The 19,338-nt window shown below is 35.4% G+C and carries 15 protein-coding genes, 2 pseudogenes and 1 riboswitch; of the genes and pseudogenes, 9 read left to right on the plus strand and 8 right to left on the minus strand.

What is annotated here, in order from left to right; translation table 11 throughout:
* Window positions 1-270 precede the first annotated feature (270 nt).
* The 9 genes and pseudogenes from U9966_RS00780 to U9966_RS00820 all read left to right on the plus strand — a co-directional run.
* Window positions 271-822: pseudogene (locus U9966_RS00780) on the plus strand (IS256 family transposase); the annotation flags it as partial.
* An 81-nt stretch (window positions 823-903) separates the two neighbouring features.
* The gene (locus U9966_RS00785; protein ID WP_306347859.1) at window positions 904-2,028 is read left to right on the plus strand and encodes an ISAs1 family transposase; all 1,125 of its coding nucleotides are present in this window, start codon (window positions 904-906) and stop codon (window positions 2,026-2,028) included.
* A gap of 15 nt (window positions 2,029-2,043) precedes the next feature.
* Window positions 2,044-2,709: pseudogene (locus U9966_RS00790) on the plus strand (IS256 family transposase); the annotation flags it as partial.
* A 79-nt stretch (window positions 2,710-2,788) separates the two neighbouring features.
* Complete coding sequence (locus U9966_RS00795) at window positions 2,789-5,110, plus strand: hypothetical protein (RefSeq protein ID WP_306346719.1); 2,322 nt, start codon at window positions 2,789-2,791, stop codon at window positions 5,108-5,110.
* The gene (locus U9966_RS00800) at window positions 5,107-5,454 is read left to right on the plus strand and encodes a lysozyme inhibitor LprI family protein (protein WP_306346720.1); all 348 of its coding nucleotides are present in this window, start codon (window positions 5,107-5,109) and stop codon (window positions 5,452-5,454) included. Before U9966_RS00795 ends, U9966_RS00800 begins: the two co-directional genes overlap by 4 nt.
* Window positions 5,408-5,833, plus strand: coding sequence for a hypothetical protein (locus tag U9966_RS00805; RefSeq protein WP_306349279.1), 426 nt, complete (start codon window positions 5,408-5,410; stop codon window positions 5,831-5,833). Before U9966_RS00800 ends, U9966_RS00805 begins: the two co-directional genes overlap by 47 nt.
* A 93-nt stretch (window positions 5,834-5,926) precedes the next feature.
* Window positions 5,927-6,226 carry a hypothetical protein gene (locus U9966_RS00810; RefSeq protein ID WP_306346722.1) on the plus strand — a complete coding sequence of 100 codons (300 nt, stop codon included), beginning with the start codon at window positions 5,927-5,929 and terminating at the stop codon, window positions 6,224-6,226.
* A gap of 342 nt (window positions 6,227-6,568) precedes the next feature.
* A riboswitch (TPP riboswitch) is annotated at window positions 6,569-6,688 on the plus strand.
* A 50-nt stretch (window positions 6,689-6,738) separates the two neighbouring features.
* Window positions 6,739-7,722 carry a thiamine ABC transporter substrate binding subunit gene (thiB, locus tag U9966_RS00815; RefSeq protein WP_306346723.1) on the plus strand — a complete coding sequence of 328 codons (984 nt, stop codon included), beginning with the start codon at window positions 6,739-6,741 and terminating at the stop codon, window positions 7,720-7,722.
* Between the two features lie 344 nt (window positions 7,723-8,066).
* On the plus strand, window positions 8,067-10,523 hold the full coding sequence (locus U9966_RS00820) for a YadA-like family protein (protein WP_306346724.1): 2,457 nt from the start codon (window positions 8,067-8,069) through the stop codon (window positions 10,521-10,523).
* A 90-nt stretch (window positions 10,524-10,613) separates the two neighbouring features.
* Here the strand turns inward: U9966_RS00820 and panF are convergent, their stop codons facing one another.
* The 8 genes from panF to U9966_RS00860 all read right to left on the minus strand — a co-directional run bounded on the left by panF (window position 10,614) and on the right by U9966_RS00860 (window position 19,309).
* Window positions 10,614-12,038: a sodium/pantothenate symporter gene (gene panF / locus U9966_RS00825; RefSeq protein ID WP_306346811.1), complete on the minus strand. Its 1,425-nt coding sequence runs from the start codon at window positions 12,036-12,038 to the stop codon at window positions 10,614-10,616.
* Window positions 12,028-12,273 (minus strand): YhdT family protein, encoded by a 246-nt coding sequence (locus tag U9966_RS00830; RefSeq protein WP_211599054.1) that lies wholly within the window; start codon window positions 12,271-12,273, stop codon window positions 12,028-12,030. The genes panF and U9966_RS00830 overlap by 11 nt, the downstream gene beginning before the upstream one ends.
* Before the next feature lie 56 nt (window positions 12,274-12,329).
* Window positions 12,330-13,442 (minus strand): ABC transporter permease, encoded by a 1,113-nt coding sequence (locus U9966_RS00835; protein ID WP_306346725.1) that lies wholly within the window; start codon window positions 13,440-13,442, stop codon window positions 12,330-12,332.
* A gap of 4 nt (window positions 13,443-13,446) precedes the next feature.
* Window positions 13,447-14,655: an ABC transporter permease gene (locus U9966_RS00840; RefSeq protein ID WP_306346726.1), complete on the minus strand. Its 1,209-nt coding sequence runs from the start codon at window positions 14,653-14,655 to the stop codon at window positions 13,447-13,449.
* Window positions 14,656-14,658: 3 nt separating this feature from the next.
* Window positions 14,659-15,663 (minus strand): HlyD family secretion protein, encoded by a 1,005-nt coding sequence (locus tag U9966_RS00845; protein WP_306346727.1) that lies wholly within the window; start codon window positions 15,661-15,663, stop codon window positions 14,659-14,661.
* 17 nt (window positions 15,664-15,680) lie between these two features.
* Window positions 15,681-17,231, minus strand: coding sequence for a TolC family protein (locus U9966_RS00850; protein WP_306346728.1), 1,551 nt, complete (start codon window positions 17,229-17,231; stop codon window positions 15,681-15,683).
* A 99-nt stretch (window positions 17,232-17,330) separates the two neighbouring features.
* Window positions 17,331-18,317 carry an oxidoreductase gene (locus tag U9966_RS00855; protein ID WP_306346729.1) on the minus strand — a complete coding sequence of 329 codons (987 nt, stop codon included), beginning with the start codon at window positions 18,315-18,317 and terminating at the stop codon, window positions 17,331-17,333.
* Between the two features lie 152 nt (window positions 18,318-18,469).
* Window positions 18,470-19,309, minus strand: coding sequence for a 23S rRNA (adenine(2030)-N(6))-methyltransferase RlmJ (locus tag U9966_RS00860; RefSeq protein ID WP_211597352.1), 840 nt, complete (start codon window positions 19,307-19,309; stop codon window positions 18,470-18,472).
* Between the last annotated feature and the right edge of the window lie 29 nt (window positions 19,310-19,338).

The following is a 19,338-nucleotide window of genomic DNA, read 5'->3' on the forward strand; positions in this document are numbered from 1 at the left end:
GGTGATTTGTTGATGAAGAGGGGGGGGAATTAAACTTCTTTTTAGAGTCAGGAAGTTCTGTAACTGCATTGGTGAGAGAGTTGGTTTTGGCTGACTAAAAAAGAAATACACATGCACACTGAATATTGGAAAGAGGGAGACGTTTATGGTAAGGTTAAAAATAACGGTAAGATAGTTATAGTTTTTGCTCAAATTTAATTGCTAAAAGAGACTATAAAAATAACTGTGTATCTGCTTTAATATACAAAAAACATTAAGGTGGATACCAATATGAAAAAAGCAAATTTAACCAACCAAATCGATGCTCTACTTGAGCAACTAGATTCTCAAGAAGATATCGCAAATGCGACTCAGCTATTGCACAAACGTTTCTTTGAGAAATCTCTCAATGCTGAATTAGATGCACATCTAGGCTATCAAAAGAATGGCACACGTAAAGGAAGTAACGCTAGAAATGGCGTTACAACCAAAACAGTATATTCTGAAGAAGGGAAGTTCTCTATCGATACGCCACGTGATAGAGAGGGAACTTTTGAGCCTGAAATTATCAAAAAACGACAAACAAGAGTGCCTACACTAGACTCAAAAATTATCTATTTATATTCACAAGGAATGAGTACCCGTGAAATCACTGAAACCGTGTCAGACCTGTATGGGACTGAAGTCTCACCTACACTGGTATCACGTGTGACAGATGCTCTATTAGATGATGTTATAGAGTGGCAATCTCGCCCCCTTGATGAGGTCTATCCTATTGTTTATTTAGACTGCATTGTTGTTAAAGTCCGTCAAGATAAACGTGTGATTAACAAGGCTATTTACCCAGGGCAAGATCATTTTAAATTGAACTAAATACTATTTTTACGATCAGATCAGTAACAAATGTAAAAAAGGTTTACTGATATGACAAATAATTTTATTACTCACTTTTCAATTATCAAAGATCCTAGAATTGAACGATGTAAAAAGCATGCACTTATAGATATTTTATTTCTATCTATCTGTGCAGTCCTATCTGGTGCAGAAGGTTGGGAAGATATAGAAGACTTCGGTCACGTAAAACTAGACTGGTTGAGACGTTATTTACCTTTTCATAATGGAATTCCTAAACATGATACTATAGCAAGGGTAATGAGTCGCTTAGAACCTGAAGCTATTCAAACTTGTTTTATCAATTGGGTTAAAGAACTCATAACAGAAGTAGATGGAGAAATTATTGCCATTGATGGAAAAAGTGCAAGAGGCAGTTTTTCTACAAAAAATAGAAAAGATAGTCTACATATGGTTAGTGCTTGGAGTTGTGAAAATGGCTTAGTGTTAGGACAACAAAAAGTAGAGGGTAAATCAAATGAAATTACAGCAATCCCTAAACTATTAGATTTACTTGATGTAAAAGGAGCCACTATTACACTTGATGCAATGGGATGTCAGCATGCTATTATCAATAAGATTCATTCTAAAGGTGCGGATTATGTGGTGTCATTAAAAGGTAATCAAGGACAGTTAAATAAAGAAGTTAAGGCTTGGTTTCACAAATGTCATAGAGAACAGTTTGCAAATGTTGGTCATTCTATTTATGAGCATATTACTAGTGGTCATGGACGAATAGAAGAGCGAAGATGTATTCAATTAGAAATTGATAAAAATTGGCTTACAGAACATAAAAAATGGGCGAATATCCAAACCGTAATTTGTATAGAAGCTAAATGCCATATTGGTGAAAAAGTGACAATAGAAAACCGTTATTATATAAGTTCTCTTAGCCTTAATGCAGAAAGATTAAATAGTATTATTCGTAATCATTGGGCGATAGAAAATAGCTTACACTGGACTTTAGATATGACTTTCCATGAAGATAATTCAAGGATTAGGCGAGGGAATGCAGCTGAGGTAATGAATGCTTTTAGAAAACTAGCATTAAATATTGTTAAAACTGATACAACTCGTAAAGCAAGTATGAAACGTAAGCTAAAAATGGCTGCATTGGATGATAATTTTAGAGCTCAATTACTTCTAAATATAAATTAAAATGCTCTTGCCCTGGCTATTTACCTTGCCTTAGGCATTAATATGCAAGGACAAAAGGAGCTTTTAGGCTTGTGGATGTCTGAAAATGAAGGGGCTAAATTTTGGTTAGGCGTACTGACTGAATTACAAAATAGAGGTGTAAAAGACATCCTTATTGCTTGTGTAGATGGTTTAACGGGCTTTCCTGATGCGATTAATGCCGTTTATCCAAAAACCAAAATCCAGCTTTGTATTGTCCATATGGTGCGTAATTCAATGAAATATGTACCTTATAAGGATTATAAAGCGGTAGCTCGAGATTTAAAGAAAATTTATCAATCCGCAACGGAAGATGAAGCCTTACAGGAACTAGAGAATTTTGCGAATACTTATGATGATAAATATCCGCAAATATCACGGTCTTGGTATAAACACTGGGATAAGCTGAATACCTTGTTTAACTACCCTGAGGATATAAGAAAAGCCATTTATACGACTAATGCTATTGAGTCTGTAAATAGTGTTATTCGCAAAGTCATCAATAAGAGAAAATTATTCCCAACGGATGACTCTGCGAAAAAAGTCGTTTATCTGGCTATTCAAAATGCCTCTAAAAAATGGACAATGCCAATTAGAGACTGGAAATTAGCACTCAATAAGTTTATGATTGAGTTTGATGATCGCTTAGCTGATTATCTTTAACTAAAAAGTGCAGTTACACAGTTTAAGAGACAGTCTCTGCTAAAAGCACTCACTGAACTTATAAAAATAAGGACGTATAATGAAAAATTTTAATAAACTCATTCCTCAAAGCTTAAATTCTTTAATTGATGAAAAGGATTTTTCTAAGGCTATTGCATTTATTTTGAGTGAGCAGCAAGTAGTCAGCAATGATACGAATATCAACCACTACGAACGCAATCAGCGTTTGGGACATTTATGTTTTCAGCGTGCAGTAATTGCTTTTGCTCAAAATGAACCTGATCAAGCATTTGAATTTGCAAAAAAATCGTATCAATACGATGCATTTGCTTTTCCTTGTCACCCAGCATTAATTACATTAGCACTAACGATAAGAACAGAAGAGACACAGACCTTTGCAAGTGAAGTTGCTTGGAAATTTCTTACTTCTTATGAGTTCTTTGAATCAACTGATTTTATTAGTTTTTGGTCAAAAGAAGACCAAGATTATGTTGATAGAAATGGTCTGTTTCCATACGAAGATGCAAATGCAATCACTAAGGCACTAGAACAATATCAGGATTTACCTATTGTTAAGCAACGATTGCTTGAAAATGAATTGTTTTTTGCACGCATTAGATTAGATGATTTCAATGAAGCACTCAGTTTAATTGATTTTTATGAACAGAAAGGTTTAGAAAAAAAGCGAGCGAATGAACAGCGAACTGCTGTATTATTTAATGCTGAAAAATATGCTGATGTTCTATCTCTGTGGGACAACTATGACTTAAATAACATAACTAATGACTGGGTGTATTTACGCCTAATGATATCGCGCATTTATCGGGGAATTGGCTTACCTGAAAAACTTATGCTACCTAATGGATCTCAGGTAAAGGAAGGCTATGATCAATTGACAACTTTTATGACAAACTTAAAAGTTGCGTGTAACGATGTCAAAGAATGTGAGAAACCTAGCGTGAAGCAAATTCGTGAGCGCGATGAATTAGCACATTTATTATTGTGGTTAGGTGAGTTTGTCGATTCTATTTTTCAAAGTGTTGAGCAGGGAAAAATAATCAATGGGTATGCTAATAGTGCTCATTTGTATGCAATGTTTTGTCGCAATTTTTCATCAGTTCACCGCTATTTAGATAACGAAGAAAAAGCACTACTTCTGTGTGAAAAAGGTTTTTATTTGTCCCCTTTTATAGAAAATGGCGCAGGTATGATCAACTGTGCGATCAATCTTGGAGAATACGTACGTGCTGAAAAAAATATTGATACAGTTCGTCAAACATTGGATGGTTATTTAGATTTTGATTCACTACTTTATTTAGATGTTTGCTATTTAATGATACAAGCAACTAAAGGTGTTGTTCCATATTTCGATGCACTTAATGCATTTAATGCTCGTTATGGAGATTTCTTACATGCTATGCGGGTTAATGCAATGACAGAATCTGATCTACGCCCATCAGCAGTTGTTGAATGGACATGTACCCACAATGTTTATATTGGTAATCTGGAAAGTGCAGTTAAATTATTATACGCAAACAATCCTGAAGATTCAGCAGTACTTGCACACTATTTTGAAGTACAAGCTCTGACGGCAAATAGATCACAAGTGGCTTGGTGCAAAGAATTTACCTCTAATTTTAAGCGTATTCTTCGTGACAATAACCACCCTGATTATAAAGCGAATTGTTTCAAGGCGTATGCAGGTTATGGTTATTTAAAACTCAAAGAAGGTGCTTACGAAAATGATATCGCAAGCTACTATGAAGGATTAACTCAACTTGAAAAAGCCGTTAAGATCAAAACCGTAGCTCCACGTGAACGAGCTGATCTTTACGTAAAAATGGGATATACATCCTATATGAAGCTTGAGGATTACGTCCGAGCCGACAAATATTTAAGTGAGGCAATCAATTTACTTGAAGAATATGGTCTTAAGTCAAATACCTTAGAAGAACTGGGGTTTATTGGTGATCCGCTGTTGTCATACGCTTATCATTTTCGTGGTATGGCTCGGGATAAATTTCCAAAACATCGTCCTGAAGATACAGTAATTGCGGATGATTTTGTTAAATTTTGTGCTATTAATGATAGCGAAGATGCATACTTGAGTGCGTATGAAGTAGCCTTTTTATCAACCCTAGAAAAATCTCGTGTCGATGAGCAATATCAACATGCTTTGCAGTACATTGATGCAGTTGAACAAATACAACCTGATTTTGAAGCTCGTGGAGATGTTATAAGCACAACAGTGATGAATTTACTTGAGTTTGGTGACAAAGAACGTGCTGAACCATTATTAGAAACTCTAAAACAGGACTTTCCGAAACATGAAGATTTACCCAAGATAGAACGCATTTTTAAAAAAATGGGGAAGCGTAAGCGATTTTTGGGAATTTTTTGAGTGCCAAAAAATCAGCTAAAGGAGAACTAATTAAAAAATTCGTATTTATCATATTTTGTTTTAGTGGAATTTGTTTTGCACAAACCCAAACTGAAATGAATCAATTAGCTTATGCTGAGTTTCAAAAATCAGATAAAAAATTAAATGAAGTGTATCAAGCAATTCTATCAGAATACAAAACCGCTTCGCTTTTTATTGAAAAGTTAAAGAAATCACAACGGCTATGGGTAAAGTTCAGAGATGCAGAATTAGAGATGAAATATCCTGTTTCTGAAAATGCGAATCCACGAGTGATGTATGTATCCAACATTGAGTGCAACATACTTAAAAGAATTAACAGATAAAAGAATTGATACTTTAAATCAGTGGTTACAGGGAGTGGAGTTTGGTACTCTTGCTGGTTCTATAAAAGTTGTTGAGAAACTTTCAACAGAAGAAGCTATGCTGAATAGAATATGGAACTTGAAAGAGGTTCAAGCAAGCAACCAATATATTGTTAATAAATCCAATGGTAAAAGGAAATTGAAATTACTGATTTCTAAAAGCCCTAGTGAAATAGAAAATACAGATTATTGTATAAAAGTTGTTGAAGATAATGGTACAAATTATGTGACACATTATAATTTTGTTATCTATCCAGAAAGTGGGAAAATAATGTACTTGGACGCCATTACAGGTGAAGAGATTGAATTGGCTGATTGGAGAAAAAGCCAAGATCAATAGCGGTAAGATGATCACAACTTCTTGCAAATATTTTAATAAAATAAAAATTTTTACCTTTATCAATATTGCTTTAAACTTTTAGAAGGAAACAGAATGAGAAGAAAATGTGGTGTAATCAGCTTGTTCTTTTTAATAGGAGCTATCACATTCATTTTTTATAAAGATAAAAATAATTTAGAAAATTCTGTATGGAAATATTGTGGTAATGGAAAGGGAGATATTGCAGATGTACTTGACTTCAGAAAGCAAAACTATTTTATTATAAAAAATAACAGTATTTATGTTAAAGAGACTTTAATTGGTATTATTGATAGAATCGAATATTACTACATAGAACGCAGGTTATTTGTTGAGAGTCTCGCAGGAGATATAGGTAGATATTGTGAAAGATAAGTTGATTTGTTGATGAAGGATTGAAATTAAACTTCTTTTTAGAGTCAGGAAGTTATGCGACTGCGTTAGTGAGAGAGTTGGTTTTGACTGATTAAATAAGAAATACATACACATACTGAATATTAAAAAGAGAGAAGTTTATAAAAAGATATCAAAATACTTTTTACAATAGGTATGTTATTCATTATTACTGCCTATCACTCTTCTATTATATGGAATTACGTTTATGGAAAACAAGCGGTAAGATGTTGATAAAAATTTGCAAATACTTAATCACATCTCACCGCCTCTAACTGATTAAGTTTAAGCTTGTATCATCACGATCTTTTTTCTATAATCTTACTGTTCTCATTGGGGTGCTGGTAAGCGGTTACATTTTAGTGACTTTTTACAAAAGCTGAGAAATACCCATAGAACCTGATCTGAGTAATATCAGCGTAGGGATTTGAGGCAGTTCAATTTAATTATTCTGTTTTAAATCCTTCTATTTTTATTTTTTAGAAGGAAATCAAATGAAACACCATCAACTCGTTATCCTTTCCACACTTGTATTATCCACTACAGTTTTAGCGAATACGCCAACATTAACGGTTTATACCTATGATTCGTTTACGGCAGAATGGGGAGTGGCACCAGTATTAACACCCCTTTTTGAAAAAGAGTGTGGTTGTAACCTGAAATTTATGCCATTTCAAGATGGTATTACAATGTTTAATCGTATCCGTTTAGAGGGTAAGAAAACGAAAGCAGATGTAATGTTAGGATTAGATAACTTTTCGTTACAACAAGCGGAAAAATCAGACTTATTCACTAAACATCAATTAAAAATCGCTGATTTAAATTTGCCACAACAATGGACGAATGACACTTTTTATCCTTATGATTTTGGTGAGTTTACGTTTGTGTATAACAAACAAAAATTAAAAAAACCACCTAAAAGTTTGGCAGAATTGGTTAATCGTCAAGATATAAAAATCATTTATCAAGATCCTCGCACCAGCACAGTTGGGCGTGGTTTATTAGTCTGGATGAACAGTGTTTATGGCGATAAAGTAAAAACAGCGTGGCAAAATTTAGCTAACCATACTGTGACTATCGGTAAAGGTTGGTCTGAAACTTATGGTGCATTTTTAAAAGGTGAATCTGATATGGTATTAAGTTATAGCACTTCGCCGCTCTATCACCATTGGTATGATAAAAATGATAATTATGTTGCAGCCAATTTTTCTGAGGGACATTTATCTCAAATTGAAGTAGCCGCTATTTTGAAAAGCAGCAAAAAACAAAAGTTAGCCCGCCAATTTTTGGCTTTTTTACACAAAAAAGAAGTACAAAAAGTGATTGCGACACATAACATAATGAAACCTGTTATTGTGGATTATATTGATCCTGCTTTTGCGACTATGCCTGTATATAAAGCCTTAAATGTATCTTTACCTAATGTAGATACATTAAGAAAATGGCAAGCAGAATGGCAAAGTGCAGTGGCTAATTAATGTAAAACGTATGATTGTACAAAATATATAGCAAATAGACAGGGCATACCCTGTCTATACAATACTTACACATCAATGAATTATATGAAAAATTGATATTATCTTAATTTTAATCTGTGATATATATCACAAAAATCAAAAAATCATCCCTAAAATGTAAAAAAATCATCCTTTTCTATGCCCTCAATCAAATGTATATTTTTTGGCAGGCCAATCTTTATCCAAAACTATATAAATCAACTAATATAATGGGGTGTTTTATGAAAAACCATACATACATACATACATACATACATACATACATACATACATACATACATACATACAAAAAATCTTCTCTTTGCTTGGCTATAGGGTTAGCCCTCGCCTCTTGTCAGGTTTATGCAGCTCCTACTGATTTTCAAGATGGTTATGTGGGGCATTATAATGATACCTGTAACGGTAAAATACCCGATACCACTTTTGTTAAAGTATTGCTCGGTCAAGGAGCGATGGTAAATACAGATCCTAATAATCCAAACAGTGATGATTGTCGTCCTAATAATGTGGTTGCAGTTGGTCACAATGCTATTGTAGGAGCAGATAACACCATTGCCATTGGACATAATGCTCAAGCAACGAAACGGGAATTTGGTCCAGAGCCAACAAGTGCTATTGCAATTGGACGAGATGCTCATTCTATGGGTATTAATTCATTAGCAGTTGGTGCAGGGGCAAAAGTCATTGGTGATCATTCGATGGCATTTACAACCTTTAATCCACTTCCTGAAAATATACCTCAAAATGCTAAACCAGAAGATATTATGAAAGGAAATAACAGTATTGTAATGAGTACAAATTCTGCTCAGAGAAATATTGTGAATGCAAATATGGCAACACTTATTGGTGGTGTAAATAATAAAATTGATGGTGGCACTTATGGTGCTATTTTAGGAGGAGAAAATAATTATGTTGCAGGAGAATATGCTTTAGCATTTGGTAAAAATAATATTGCACAGGGAAAACATTCCTTGATGGTTGGTTTAGATAATAACAAAAGTCATCGAGATGGGATTGAAAGTAATAGTAATAAAGCAACATCAGATGGCTATGTTGCAATAGGTAAACAAAATGAAGTAGATGGCTGGTATGCTTTTGGGTTAGGCGAAGAAAACCACTCCTATGGGTTTAATTCAACAGCATTGGGATATCGTAATAAAGCCATTGGTGATGGTTCAATTGCAATGGGGGGCTATAACGATAAACAACCTGATCAAACCTATAAATTTATTGATGGTGCTCAAGCACTTTCAAAAGGAGCAATTGCAATAGGTGCGGGAACAATAGCTGGTTTCGCCGATAAATCTGCATCAGAAGATATTGTTCGGCAATGGCGACAAGGTACTGAAGAAGCCGTTGCTATTGGTTATAGATCAAAAGCAGTGGCAAATAAAACAATTGCCTTAGGTTTTGATGCTGAAGCGAATATTCAAGGTGGAATTGCATTAGGATCATACGCAAAAGCCATAGGAATGCCGGGTACTAAAGGAATAGATGTAAGTGGTAGAAATGGAGCAGATGATACAGCAACTTGGAAATCTACATTAGGTGCATTAGCAATTGGTGATACTGACGGTACAAATAAATACACAAGACAAATTACAGGACTAGCGGCAGGTACAAATGATACTGATGCGGTTAACGTTGCCCAATTAAGACAAGCGGTGACATTACCTACTATCAGTTTTTATAATGGTGGTTCTTTAAATGGAGCAAACTATACGCAAGGAACGAATATCAATCTTTCTAGTCTTGCTTTTGATTTTGGTGATGGCTTAAAAGTTCAAAAAACAACAAAAGACGGTAAAGATATTGCCTTAGTCACATTAGATAAAGATGCACTTAAAAATGATCCTAATTTTAAGGGAGATAAAGGGGACAAAGGAGAAAAAGGTGATCAAGGTATTCAGGGGCTGAAAGGTCCTAAAGGAGATACTGGAGCAAAAGGTGACAAAGGCGACCAAGGTATTCAAGGTCCTAAAGGAGACACTGGGGCAAAAGGTGACAAAGGCGACCAAGGTATTCAAGGGCTGAAAGGTCCTAAAGGGGATACTGGTGCCAAAGGAGAGAAAGGCGACCAAGGTATTCAAGGTCTAAAAGGTCCTAAAGGGGACACTGGTGCCAAAGGAGAGAAAGGCGATCAAGGTATTCAAGGTCTAAAAGGTCCTAAAGGGGACACTGGTGCCAAAGGAGAGAAAGGCGATCAAGGTATTCAAGGTCTGAAAGGTCCTAAAGGGGATACTGGTGCCAAAGGAGATAAAGGCGACCGAGGTATCCAAGGAGATAAAGGTGATCAAGGTATCCAAAGCCCTAAAGGTAGCCATACTAATAATAGTGCAGCAATACCAAATAGTAAATTTGATCAGCTAAATATTGGTAATGTGATTATGAAGAAAACAGATACTGGTAAGATCACTATCAATATGGGGAAAAATCAAATTCACGGTGTAGCTAACGGTACCGCCCCGACGGATGCTGTTAATGTTTCTCAACTTAATGAAGTCAAAAATACGATTAACAATGTTGAAAAACAAGCTAATAAAGGTATTGCTGGCTCAATGGCAGTAGCAGGTTTACCACAAGCTTATTTACCGGGTAAAAATATGGTTGCTGTTGCAGGCTCAAACTACAAAGGAGCGAATGCTATAGCAATAGGTATTTCAACAATTTCTAATGATGGAAAATGGATTATTAAAGGTTCGCTTAATTCAACATCTGGTGGAAGCGTTGGTACAACATTAGGTGCTGGTTATCAATGGTAATTCTGTTGATTTAATGTAGTTTGATAGGTTTAGGGTTCAAAGATAGTTTTGAACCCTATTTTTTCATATCCCCTCTTTTGGAGAAATGAATTATTTTTTAGCTTGTAGTATATTCCCAATCAAAAATGCGATTAATCCAACGAATATCGCTGGTACAATAGCGTGGAAATTAAAGAATTTAATTTCTGTTATCACTAACATACCATAACTCCCTAAACCACCTATCATAGAGAAAATAGCCCCCATTGCATTGGCTTTTTTCCATAAAAAACCGAGTAGAATTACCCAAAAGAAAGTGGCTTCTAATCCTCCTAACGCATTTAAATTCAGCCAAATTAACATATCAGGTGGATTGAGTGCTGCAATAATAAGTAATAGGGTAAAAATTAAGGTGGTTAAGGTAGAAAGTCGTTTAATTTTGGTTTCGTTATGAATAGCTTCTGGTTTGATGGCAATGTATAAATCTTTAATTAACGTTGAAGAAGCTTGGATTAACATTGAATCAATAGAAGACATTATGGCTGCCATTGGTGCTGCCAGAAAAATACCTGCTACCATAGGAGGCATTACTTGTAGCATTAGTGTTGGAATAATTTTATCTGACACCGTTAAATTTGGATCTAAAGCACGCCCCAATACGCCAGATAAATGCATTCCTAACATTAAAAATGCGACAACAACGGTTCCAATAATAATGCCTTGATGTAATGCCTTGCTATCTTTATACGCCATACTTCTGACCACAAGGGTTGGTAATCCCATAATTCCAAAGCAAACAAGTACCCAAAATGATAACATAAAGGTAAAATCCAGTGGACGAGCTTCAATCCCATAAGGGCTAATTAAATTTGGATCAATATTTTCTAATGTTTTGATTGCAGCACTTACCCCACCAGTTGTATAAATGACTCCACCAAGTAATAAGGTGGTTCCCACAATCATTACAATACCTTGAATAGTATCCGTAAGTACGACGGCACGAAAACCACCAATAAAGGTATAAATTCCAACGGTTAACGCAAAAATTAAAATTGCGGTTTGATAGGGAATTCCTAAAGTTGTTTCAAGTAAACGTCCTGCACCAAAAAATTGCACCGTCATCATTGCAAAGAAAGAAATCAGTAATGAGAAACTGGCGACCCAAACAACAAAACGATTTTTATAACGTGCATAAAGTAAATCATTAATAGTGACACTGTTAGTTTTACGTGCCAATATGGCAAAGCGTTTCCCTAACACCCCTAAAGTTAATATAACCACTGGGACTTGGATCATTGCCAATAAAACCCAACCTAAACCAAATTTATAAGCCGCTCCTGGTCCGCCAATAAAAGAGCTTGCACCTACATAAGTTGCCGCTGTTGTCATTGCTAATACAAAGCCAGACATTGAGCGACTACCCATATAATATTCGTTTAAGAAACTTTGTCCTTTACGTTTTTGATAAGCGTAAAATGCCACACCAAATACAAATAGCAAGTAAGCAATTAAGGGAACTAACATATCAAGATTCATCATCTACCTCAAGATCCATTTCTTTGTAAACGACTTTTACAACAGTAAAGGTGATAAAAATGAATAATAGAGGGAAGTAAATACAAGCAAACTCAAACCAAATAGGAAAACCTAACATTCCTTTGCCTGCTGGAGAAAAATAACCAAATCCAACCCAACCCACAATATAAAAAACAGTAAGAGCCAACGCCCAGCGAGCTTCTTTAAGAAGCTGTTGAGTAACAGATAATTTCATTAATTGTTCCTTGAAGCGGTCATATTTTTATAAAAATTTACAAAATGTTAACATTTTTATTCTTTTTTTCCAAACCAAAATAGCATTGCTAAACCAAGCCAAGTAATGATTCCTAGTGCAATAAAATAATGAAGATTATCAAGCACTGTGCCACCCAGTTGATTTAAGCTAACACCTGCTTGAATAACACTGGTGCTAGGGAAAATCCAACGCAAATATTGTAAGGGGATTGGTAATAGATCTGCTGGCCAAGAAAACCCACTCATAAAATACATTGGCAAGGCTGAAAAAACTAAAATTTGCATTGTTCGTTCACGGTCTTTAATCAGTAACCCCAATAAGCAACCTAAAGTCGCCACACAAGGGGAGAATAATGCAATCAAAAATAAATTCCCGATTGGATTTGCTCCTGAAGGGTATCCCCAAAAACTAAACATACTCCCTGTATAACCCAAACAGATAACATAATGAATAACACTAATGGTAGTTAATCGACCCAACCATTGAGTTGCAAAAGCATAGGCTTTGTGATTTTCATACCAAGTACTCACTAACATTGCACAAGCAATGAGTAACGTTTGTTGTAGAATTAACCAAGCTACTGCAGGTACAACATAACTTCCATAACCTTCTGTTTGGTTGTAAAGAGGCTGAATTTGTAAGGGGACGGGATCTCTAATAGCGGTCACTTTTTGATAACTTTTTGCAAAAGGTAATAATTTTTTAATTTCCACTCCTGCGGATAGTGTGAGTACTGCACTTGCCATAGATTGTTGTGCGTATTTACTGGCAAGAACATAGTTTCCATTACCTATCATATTGACAGTTGCTGGTTTCCCTAAAATTACGTTGCGTTGTAAATTTTCAGGAATAACCATCAATGCCATTATTTTATCTTCAAGTAATAACTCTTTAGCTTGCCTTTCATCACTAACTACCTTTGCTGTCACTGTTGGTGTAGCGGTGATCATTCGGATCATTTTACGAGATAAACTATCGTGAGCATTATCAACAATCGCCACTGGTACATTTCGTACAATTTCAGTGCTATAAGGTAAGGGGTAGTATAACCCATAGATAATGGGGGCAATAATGAGAAGAAGTAATACTCCAGCATCCGTAAAAATACTTTTAAATGTGTCTCGTATTGCGGCAATAAATGTATTCATTTTTTTACCTCATACCCCAACGATGCTTACGTTTTAATGCTATTGCTGTAAATAGTGTTGCTAATATCATCATTATAATAATAGCAATAATAAAACCATAACTGGTTGCTAATCCTAAATGCCAATTTTGTTGAGTTTGAATTTGAGCAATTTGCAATTGTAAATAGTGAGTAAGCGGTAACATTGTTGCAATAATTTGCGCAACTTTAGGCATTGCCACTAACGGATAGGTTACACCTGAAAATGCAAAGGCAGGGGCAGTGATAATTCCTGCATTAGATAAACCCATTCGGTTAGACATTGTTGTTACAGTTAATACCACGCCAAGCCATAAGGAAATAATCATTAATAACCAGCCATTCAATATGGTGATACATAAATTTTCAAAAGATGGTGGATTGTGCCAAGTAGCCAGTATAATTGCAATGGTAATCCAAGTACAAAATATTAATGAGTGCCAAAATAATTTACCTTTTAAAGCCACAAAAAGAGCTAAAATACGAGGAACTTGCTCACTTTCGTATTTGGATACACCAGCAAACCACCAACCAAGCGTACTGTGGCGTAATTCTCGCCCTATCACACCAACACCTACTACTGTGGCTAAGATATGCAATAATGCAGGAATAATCGTACTTGCCAAGAATTGTTGATAATTAAGAGATTGATTAAATGCCATTTTGACATTGGGTTTAATAGGAATAAGACTATCGAGAGCTTGTTGTTTCATCATTCCCATTTTGGTTCGTAAACGTAATTCAATACCTGCTGAAAATGTTCTGACGGCACTGCCAACACCCGATTGAATGATCCCTGAATGTGTACCATATTGTGCATTTACAACTAAATTAACAGGGCTTACTTTAAGTTGATGAATACGATGTGAAAAATCTGCTGGAATAATTAATGTTGCATAAACTTCAGTATCTTGTATGGCAAGTTTCATTTCTTGAGCATCTCGAAAATGTGTAGTAACTGCAACATTCGGCGAGGCATCAACCATTGAAATCAATTTTCGAGATAACGTTGTATTATCTTTGTCAATCACGCCAATGGGTAAATTACGAACTTGTGAAGCTGAAAAGGTATACCAAATTAAGCCAATAGTCAGTGCTGGTAACAGGATCAATAACACTTGTTCTATTCTGTGACGTTGGATAATTCGCCATTCCCATACCGCACTACGTACAAAGATACGCCATAAACTCAACATCGATTACTCACCTATCGGTAGCTCAACTAATACACTCATCCCTGGTCGCATTTTTGCGATCGGTTTTTCAGGATGTGATTTAACTAAAAATGTACGCATATCAAAACCTTGATCAGTACGAGTTGGTCGCCACGTCGCAAAATCAGGTAAGACAGAACTTGCATAGACTTTAAAGGTCACATTTAAATTATCCAGTGCAGGAATGACCCCTTCAAAAATTTGGTTAATTGCAAAATATTTAAGGTAATCTTCACGGACGTTTAACTCTAAACGTTGCTCTTGTAAATTCACGACTGTAACAATAGGTACACCTTTAGCAATAATTTCACCTACATTTGGTATGATTTCTGCGATTTCACCATCAACAGGACTTTTTAATTGCATTTCATCTTTTGCAACAAGCGCTTCATCAAACACCGCTTGCCCCTGACGAGCTTTGGCTTTTGCAGCAGAAATATCTTCTTTTCTCGCGCCTTCTTGTGCCATTTCATATTGTGCTTTTGCTATTTCATATAATTTTTGTGAACTTAGGTATTTCGCTTTGACTTCATCGGCTTTTTGTTGGCTTAATAATCCTTCTTTTGTTAATGTATTAACCCTTTTCCACGTTTTGTTCATTACATCTAAGCCTGCTTTTGCACGTTGCATTTGTTTAAATGCCATTTCTTTTTCTTGGGTTCTTGCTCCAGCTTCCGCTTTATTTGCTACCGAGGAGGCGGCATCTCGAACAGCTTCAGCTTGAGCGACTTTGGCGGCAATTTCTGGGCTATCAAAATGTAAAATTGGTGAGCCTTTTGTGATTTTATCGCCTTCTTGAATATAAATTTTATCAATACGCCCAGATATTTTACTGGCAATATTTACCTCGTGGGCTTCCATTTGCCCCTGTAATACTACAGGTTCAGGCTCAGAAACCTTTAAATATCCACAAATAATAAAGACAATAACAAGACCTAATATAACTAATCCTAGAATAGGTTTCAGTGTTTTTTTAGTGTTTTCTTTCATTGTTTTCTCACTTTATTTTAATGCTTTAAACTTGTTGGAATATAATCGACAAAAGTGTGAAGATTTCCTGTTGATTCTAATAATTCTGCCAATGCGATTACATACTCATAAGCCACATTAGCACGTTCAGTTTGAATTTTAACTAATTTTGCTTGTGCATCATTTAATTCAATAACTGTATTGATACCCTCTTTAAAACCTGCTCGATGTAATTTAAGAACTTGTTGTGCGAGCGTTTCTTCTTTCGCAAGAGATTGATAACGTTGGCGAGTATCATCAACAGCAAGCCAGTTTTTTTCTACTAACAAATTAATATCTTTTTCTACCTGACGATAAATCGCATCAACTTGCCTTAATGTCATTTGTGCTGCTTGTTGAATTTTGCTTCTATCCACAGAACTGTGTAATGTCCAACGAGCATTGATACCAACCACCCAATTATGATCTTTATCAAGTTGATAAGAACCAAAAGCAGCAACATTTGGTTTCCAAGCGGCATCACTTAACTGCTCCATTGCTTTTGCTTGCTTTCTTTTGGCTTTAATTTGAGCAAAAATGGGGTAATGTGCCTGTGCCTTAGTTTGAAATGTGGATAGCGGTGCTAATTTATGTTTTTTTACAAATAATGTTGTTGCTGTATTAATATTTTTACCTTGTAATAAGGAATTTAATGCTCGTTGTGCAAGACGTAAATTATCTTTTGCTTTATCCAACTGAAATTCAGCATCAGAGAGTGCAGCAACTGCTTGTAAACGTTGTACTTTGGAAATCATACCCAACTGCTGCATACGTTTTGCCGAATGACTATGCCCTTTAACTGACTTCAACGCAACTTCTCGCACTTTAACAACACGTTCCGCTAACTGCACCTGAAAATAACGTTTAATCAAGGTTTTTAGTAGTTCTTCTTTGGTGGTTACCACTTCAGTGGCATTTGCATCGGCTCGTCCCTGTGCAAACTCTTGAATGGCATTGATACGTCCACCCGTATAAAGTGGTAGTAGTGCCATCAAATGAGCATTTGAGAAATTATCTTGTTTTTGTAAATGAATATTAGAGGGAATTTCAGGCATTATGCCTAAACTAGAGAGTTTTTGTAATTCAGCAATATTACCTATCATATTTGGTGCAATTTGCTGTAATTTTCCTAACATCTGAGGATTAGATAAAAGTTTTTTATAACTATCTAATCGCTCAGTCAAACCTGCTGTATTTATATCCGTTTCTACATTATAACGCCCCACCATACCACCAATCATTACCATAGGCTGATGTAAATCTAGCGAATCCGCTTGTAATTGGCTTGCTTGCCAGCCTGCTTGAGCAGCCAGTAACTTATCAGAATGTTGTAAAACATAATCTGCTGCTTGCTGAAAATTGACAGGTTTTGAAAAATCTAATGCTTTTATTTTTACCGCGGTTTCATCAACCTGAGACAACGCTTTTTGATTATTTACTTTTGGAGTAGCTACTGGTGAAATAACATCTTGAGAAGGTTCTGTTGTTTGAAAGTGACAACCTGTCAAAATGATCGCTCCCAATAATCCCCACATTTTTTTACTATACATTGTGAATATTTACCTCATCAGATATTTTCACTAAGTATAACAAATTTCTGCCTTAAATGGATATCCAAAAATAAAATAGATTATTGAGAGCAATATTTTTTAATAATGAAGTACTAATTCTAATAATTTTATACCTAAAAATGCCACACTAAAGCGTTGTTCATCATTGACACTCCAAAATTGAATAGCATTTTCATCTTTACTGATTAATTGACTAATTTGAAGTGTGTTTGTCTCTTCATCTTCACCATTTTTTACTGGTGTAATAACAGCATCTTCATTAAAAGTAAGCCAAGATTGTTGCTTCCACTGTTCGCTTAATTCAACTGCATCAAGTGGAAACTCAGATTGCACAGTTACCATTTGTGATGCACCATAAAACAAGGGAACTTGAACACTATGAAAAGTGGTACAAGCGGTAAGATTTGGCATAATTTTTGCAAGTTGTAATACAAAAGCTTTAGAAAAAGGTAACATTGCCTCATCATCTTGCACATTGCTTGGCACAGTATCAAAAGCCACGCGTGGTATATCTCTATCTAATGGCACACCATTTAATAATTGAGCAGTTTGCCCTGCTAATTGTTGCACTTTTTTCTCACCAAAATAGGCACTTGAAAGTAAAGAGGTCACAAAAACCTGTTGAATAGGTTGATCCCTTAATGGTTTTAAGGCTAAAGCCAGCTGGCTAATTTGAGGATTAGCCAATGCCACAATATTACGCTCACGTAAATTAACTAAGTCTTCATCATTCACACTAGGCACAATAACAGGCACATCACTAATTAATGCCGTTAAACCATATAAATCCAGTACTACACAACCTGCTTGAGCCATTTCAGCTAACAGTTCTGCATTACTTGGCTTACCCGCAAAAAGAACATAGCTAAACTGTGACCAATTTACCTCATCTAATTTAAGTTGCTCAAGACTTGAATGATTAAAACGTAACCCTTGCTCTTCGTTAAATACTTCAAGTTCAACGGCACAAACTTTATCAAAACTGAGGTTCGTTTTTTCTAGTGCTTCCAATAATTTTTCAGCGGTATGAAAATCACTGACAATTGCTAATTGAATATCTGACATTATACTTTCTCTTTTAAAATAATTCTTAACTATTGATTTTTAATATTCCAAAAGCCACAAAAAATACAAATAGTAATAGTGGCAAGTGAAAAAGGGAATTTTTAGTTTATGTAGTGTTGTACAGTAAATTCCGAGGCTATATTACCCTGTGTTTATTCAGGCGCAATCCAACTTACTTTCCAACTGCCCGTTCCTTCTGGTACTAGTGTTTTTGTTAAGTAAGGTAAAATAGTTTTCATTTGTTTTTCTAACTGCCAAGGTGGATTAATTATAATCATTCCACTTGCCGTCATTCCTCGTTGATCAGAATCTGGACGTATCGCTAATTCAATTTGCAAAATTTTACGAATTCCTGTCTCTTCTAATCCTCGTACCATTCGTCTAATATGTTGGCGTAATACGACTGGATACCAAATTGCATAACAACCTGTTGCAAAGCGTTTATAACCCTCTTGAATTGCTTTTACCACTAGCTCATAATCTTCTTTAAGCTCATAAGGAGGATCGATTAAAATTAAACCTCGTTTTTCCTTAGGAGGAAGTGCAGCTTTTAATTGTTGAAAACCATTTTCTCGTTTAGTAATAACTATCGCATTCTTTGAAAATTCATTACGCAATAAAGGATAATCGCTAGGATGAAGTTCTGTTAACAATGCTCTATCTTGTGGACGCAATTGTTGTACTGCAAGCAAAGGAGAACCTGTATAAAAACGCAATTTCCCTTTATTTATTTTTTTGACCTCAGCAACATATTTTGCAACCTCTGACGGTAAATCATCCCTATCCCAAAGTCTTGCAATACCTTCAAGGAACTCTCCTGTTTTTTCAGATTCTCGACTCAACAAACTATAACGCCCCGTTCCTGCGTGAGTATCAAGATAGAAAAACCCTTTTTCTTTTTGCTTTAATGATTCTAAAATTAGAGTTAAAACAATGTGTTTTAGCACATCAGCGTGGTTGCCTGCGTGAAAACTGTGACGATAACTTAGCATTTTATTTCTCTTTCTCGTAAAATAGGTTC

The organism is Pasteurella atlantica, assembly GCF_963693435.1.
Classification (GTDB): Bacteria; Pseudomonadota; Gammaproteobacteria; order Enterobacterales; family Pasteurellaceae; genus Phocoenobacter; species Phocoenobacter atlanticus.

Excerpts from the sequence above, each read along its gene's own strand:
- U9966_RS00835 (WP_306346725.1), bottom strand. The coding sequence starts at position 13,442 with ATGAATACATTTATTGCCGCAATACGAGACACATTTAAAAGTATTTTT.
- U9966_RS00840 (WP_306346726.1), bottom strand. The coding sequence starts at position 14,655 with ATGTTGAGTTTATGGCGTATCTTTGTACGTAGTGCGGTATGGGAATGG.
- panF (WP_306346811.1), bottom strand. The coding sequence starts at position 12,038 with ATGAATCTTGATATGTTAGTTCCCTTAATTGCTTACTTGCTATTTGTA.
- U9966_RS00785 (WP_306347859.1), top strand. The coding sequence starts at position 904 with ATGACAAATAATTTTATTACTCACTTTTCAATTATCAAAGATCCTAGA.
- U9966_RS00810 (WP_306346722.1), top strand. The coding sequence starts at position 5,927 with ATGAGAAGAAAATGTGGTGTAATCAGCTTGTTCTTTTTAATAGGAGCT.
- U9966_RS00845 (WP_306346727.1), bottom strand. The coding sequence starts at position 15,663 with ATGAAAGAAAACACTAAAAAAACACTGAAACCTATTCTAGGATTAGTT.
- U9966_RS00805 (WP_306349279.1), top strand. The coding sequence starts at position 5,408 with ATGTATCCAACATTGAGTGCAACATACTTAAAAGAATTAACAGATAAA.
- thiB (WP_306346723.1), top strand. The coding sequence starts at position 6,739 with ATGAAACACCATCAACTCGTTATCCTTTCCACACTTGTATTATCCACT.
- U9966_RS00830 (WP_211599054.1), bottom strand. The coding sequence starts at position 12,273 with ATGAAATTATCTGTTACTCAACAGCTTCTTAAAGAAGCTCGCTGGGCG.
- U9966_RS00860 (WP_211597352.1), bottom strand. The coding sequence starts at position 19,309 with ATGCTAAGTTATCGTCACAGTTTTCACGCAGGCAACCACGCTGATGTG.
- U9966_RS00795 (WP_306346719.1), top strand. The coding sequence starts at position 2,789 with ATGAAAAATTTTAATAAACTCATTCCTCAAAGCTTAAATTCTTTAATT.
- U9966_RS00855 (WP_306346729.1), bottom strand. The coding sequence starts at position 18,317 with ATGTCAGATATTCAATTAGCAATTGTCAGTGATTTTCATACCGCTGAA.
- U9966_RS00850 (WP_306346728.1), bottom strand. The coding sequence starts at position 17,231 with ATGTATAGTAAAAAAATGTGGGGATTATTGGGAGCGATCATTTTGACA.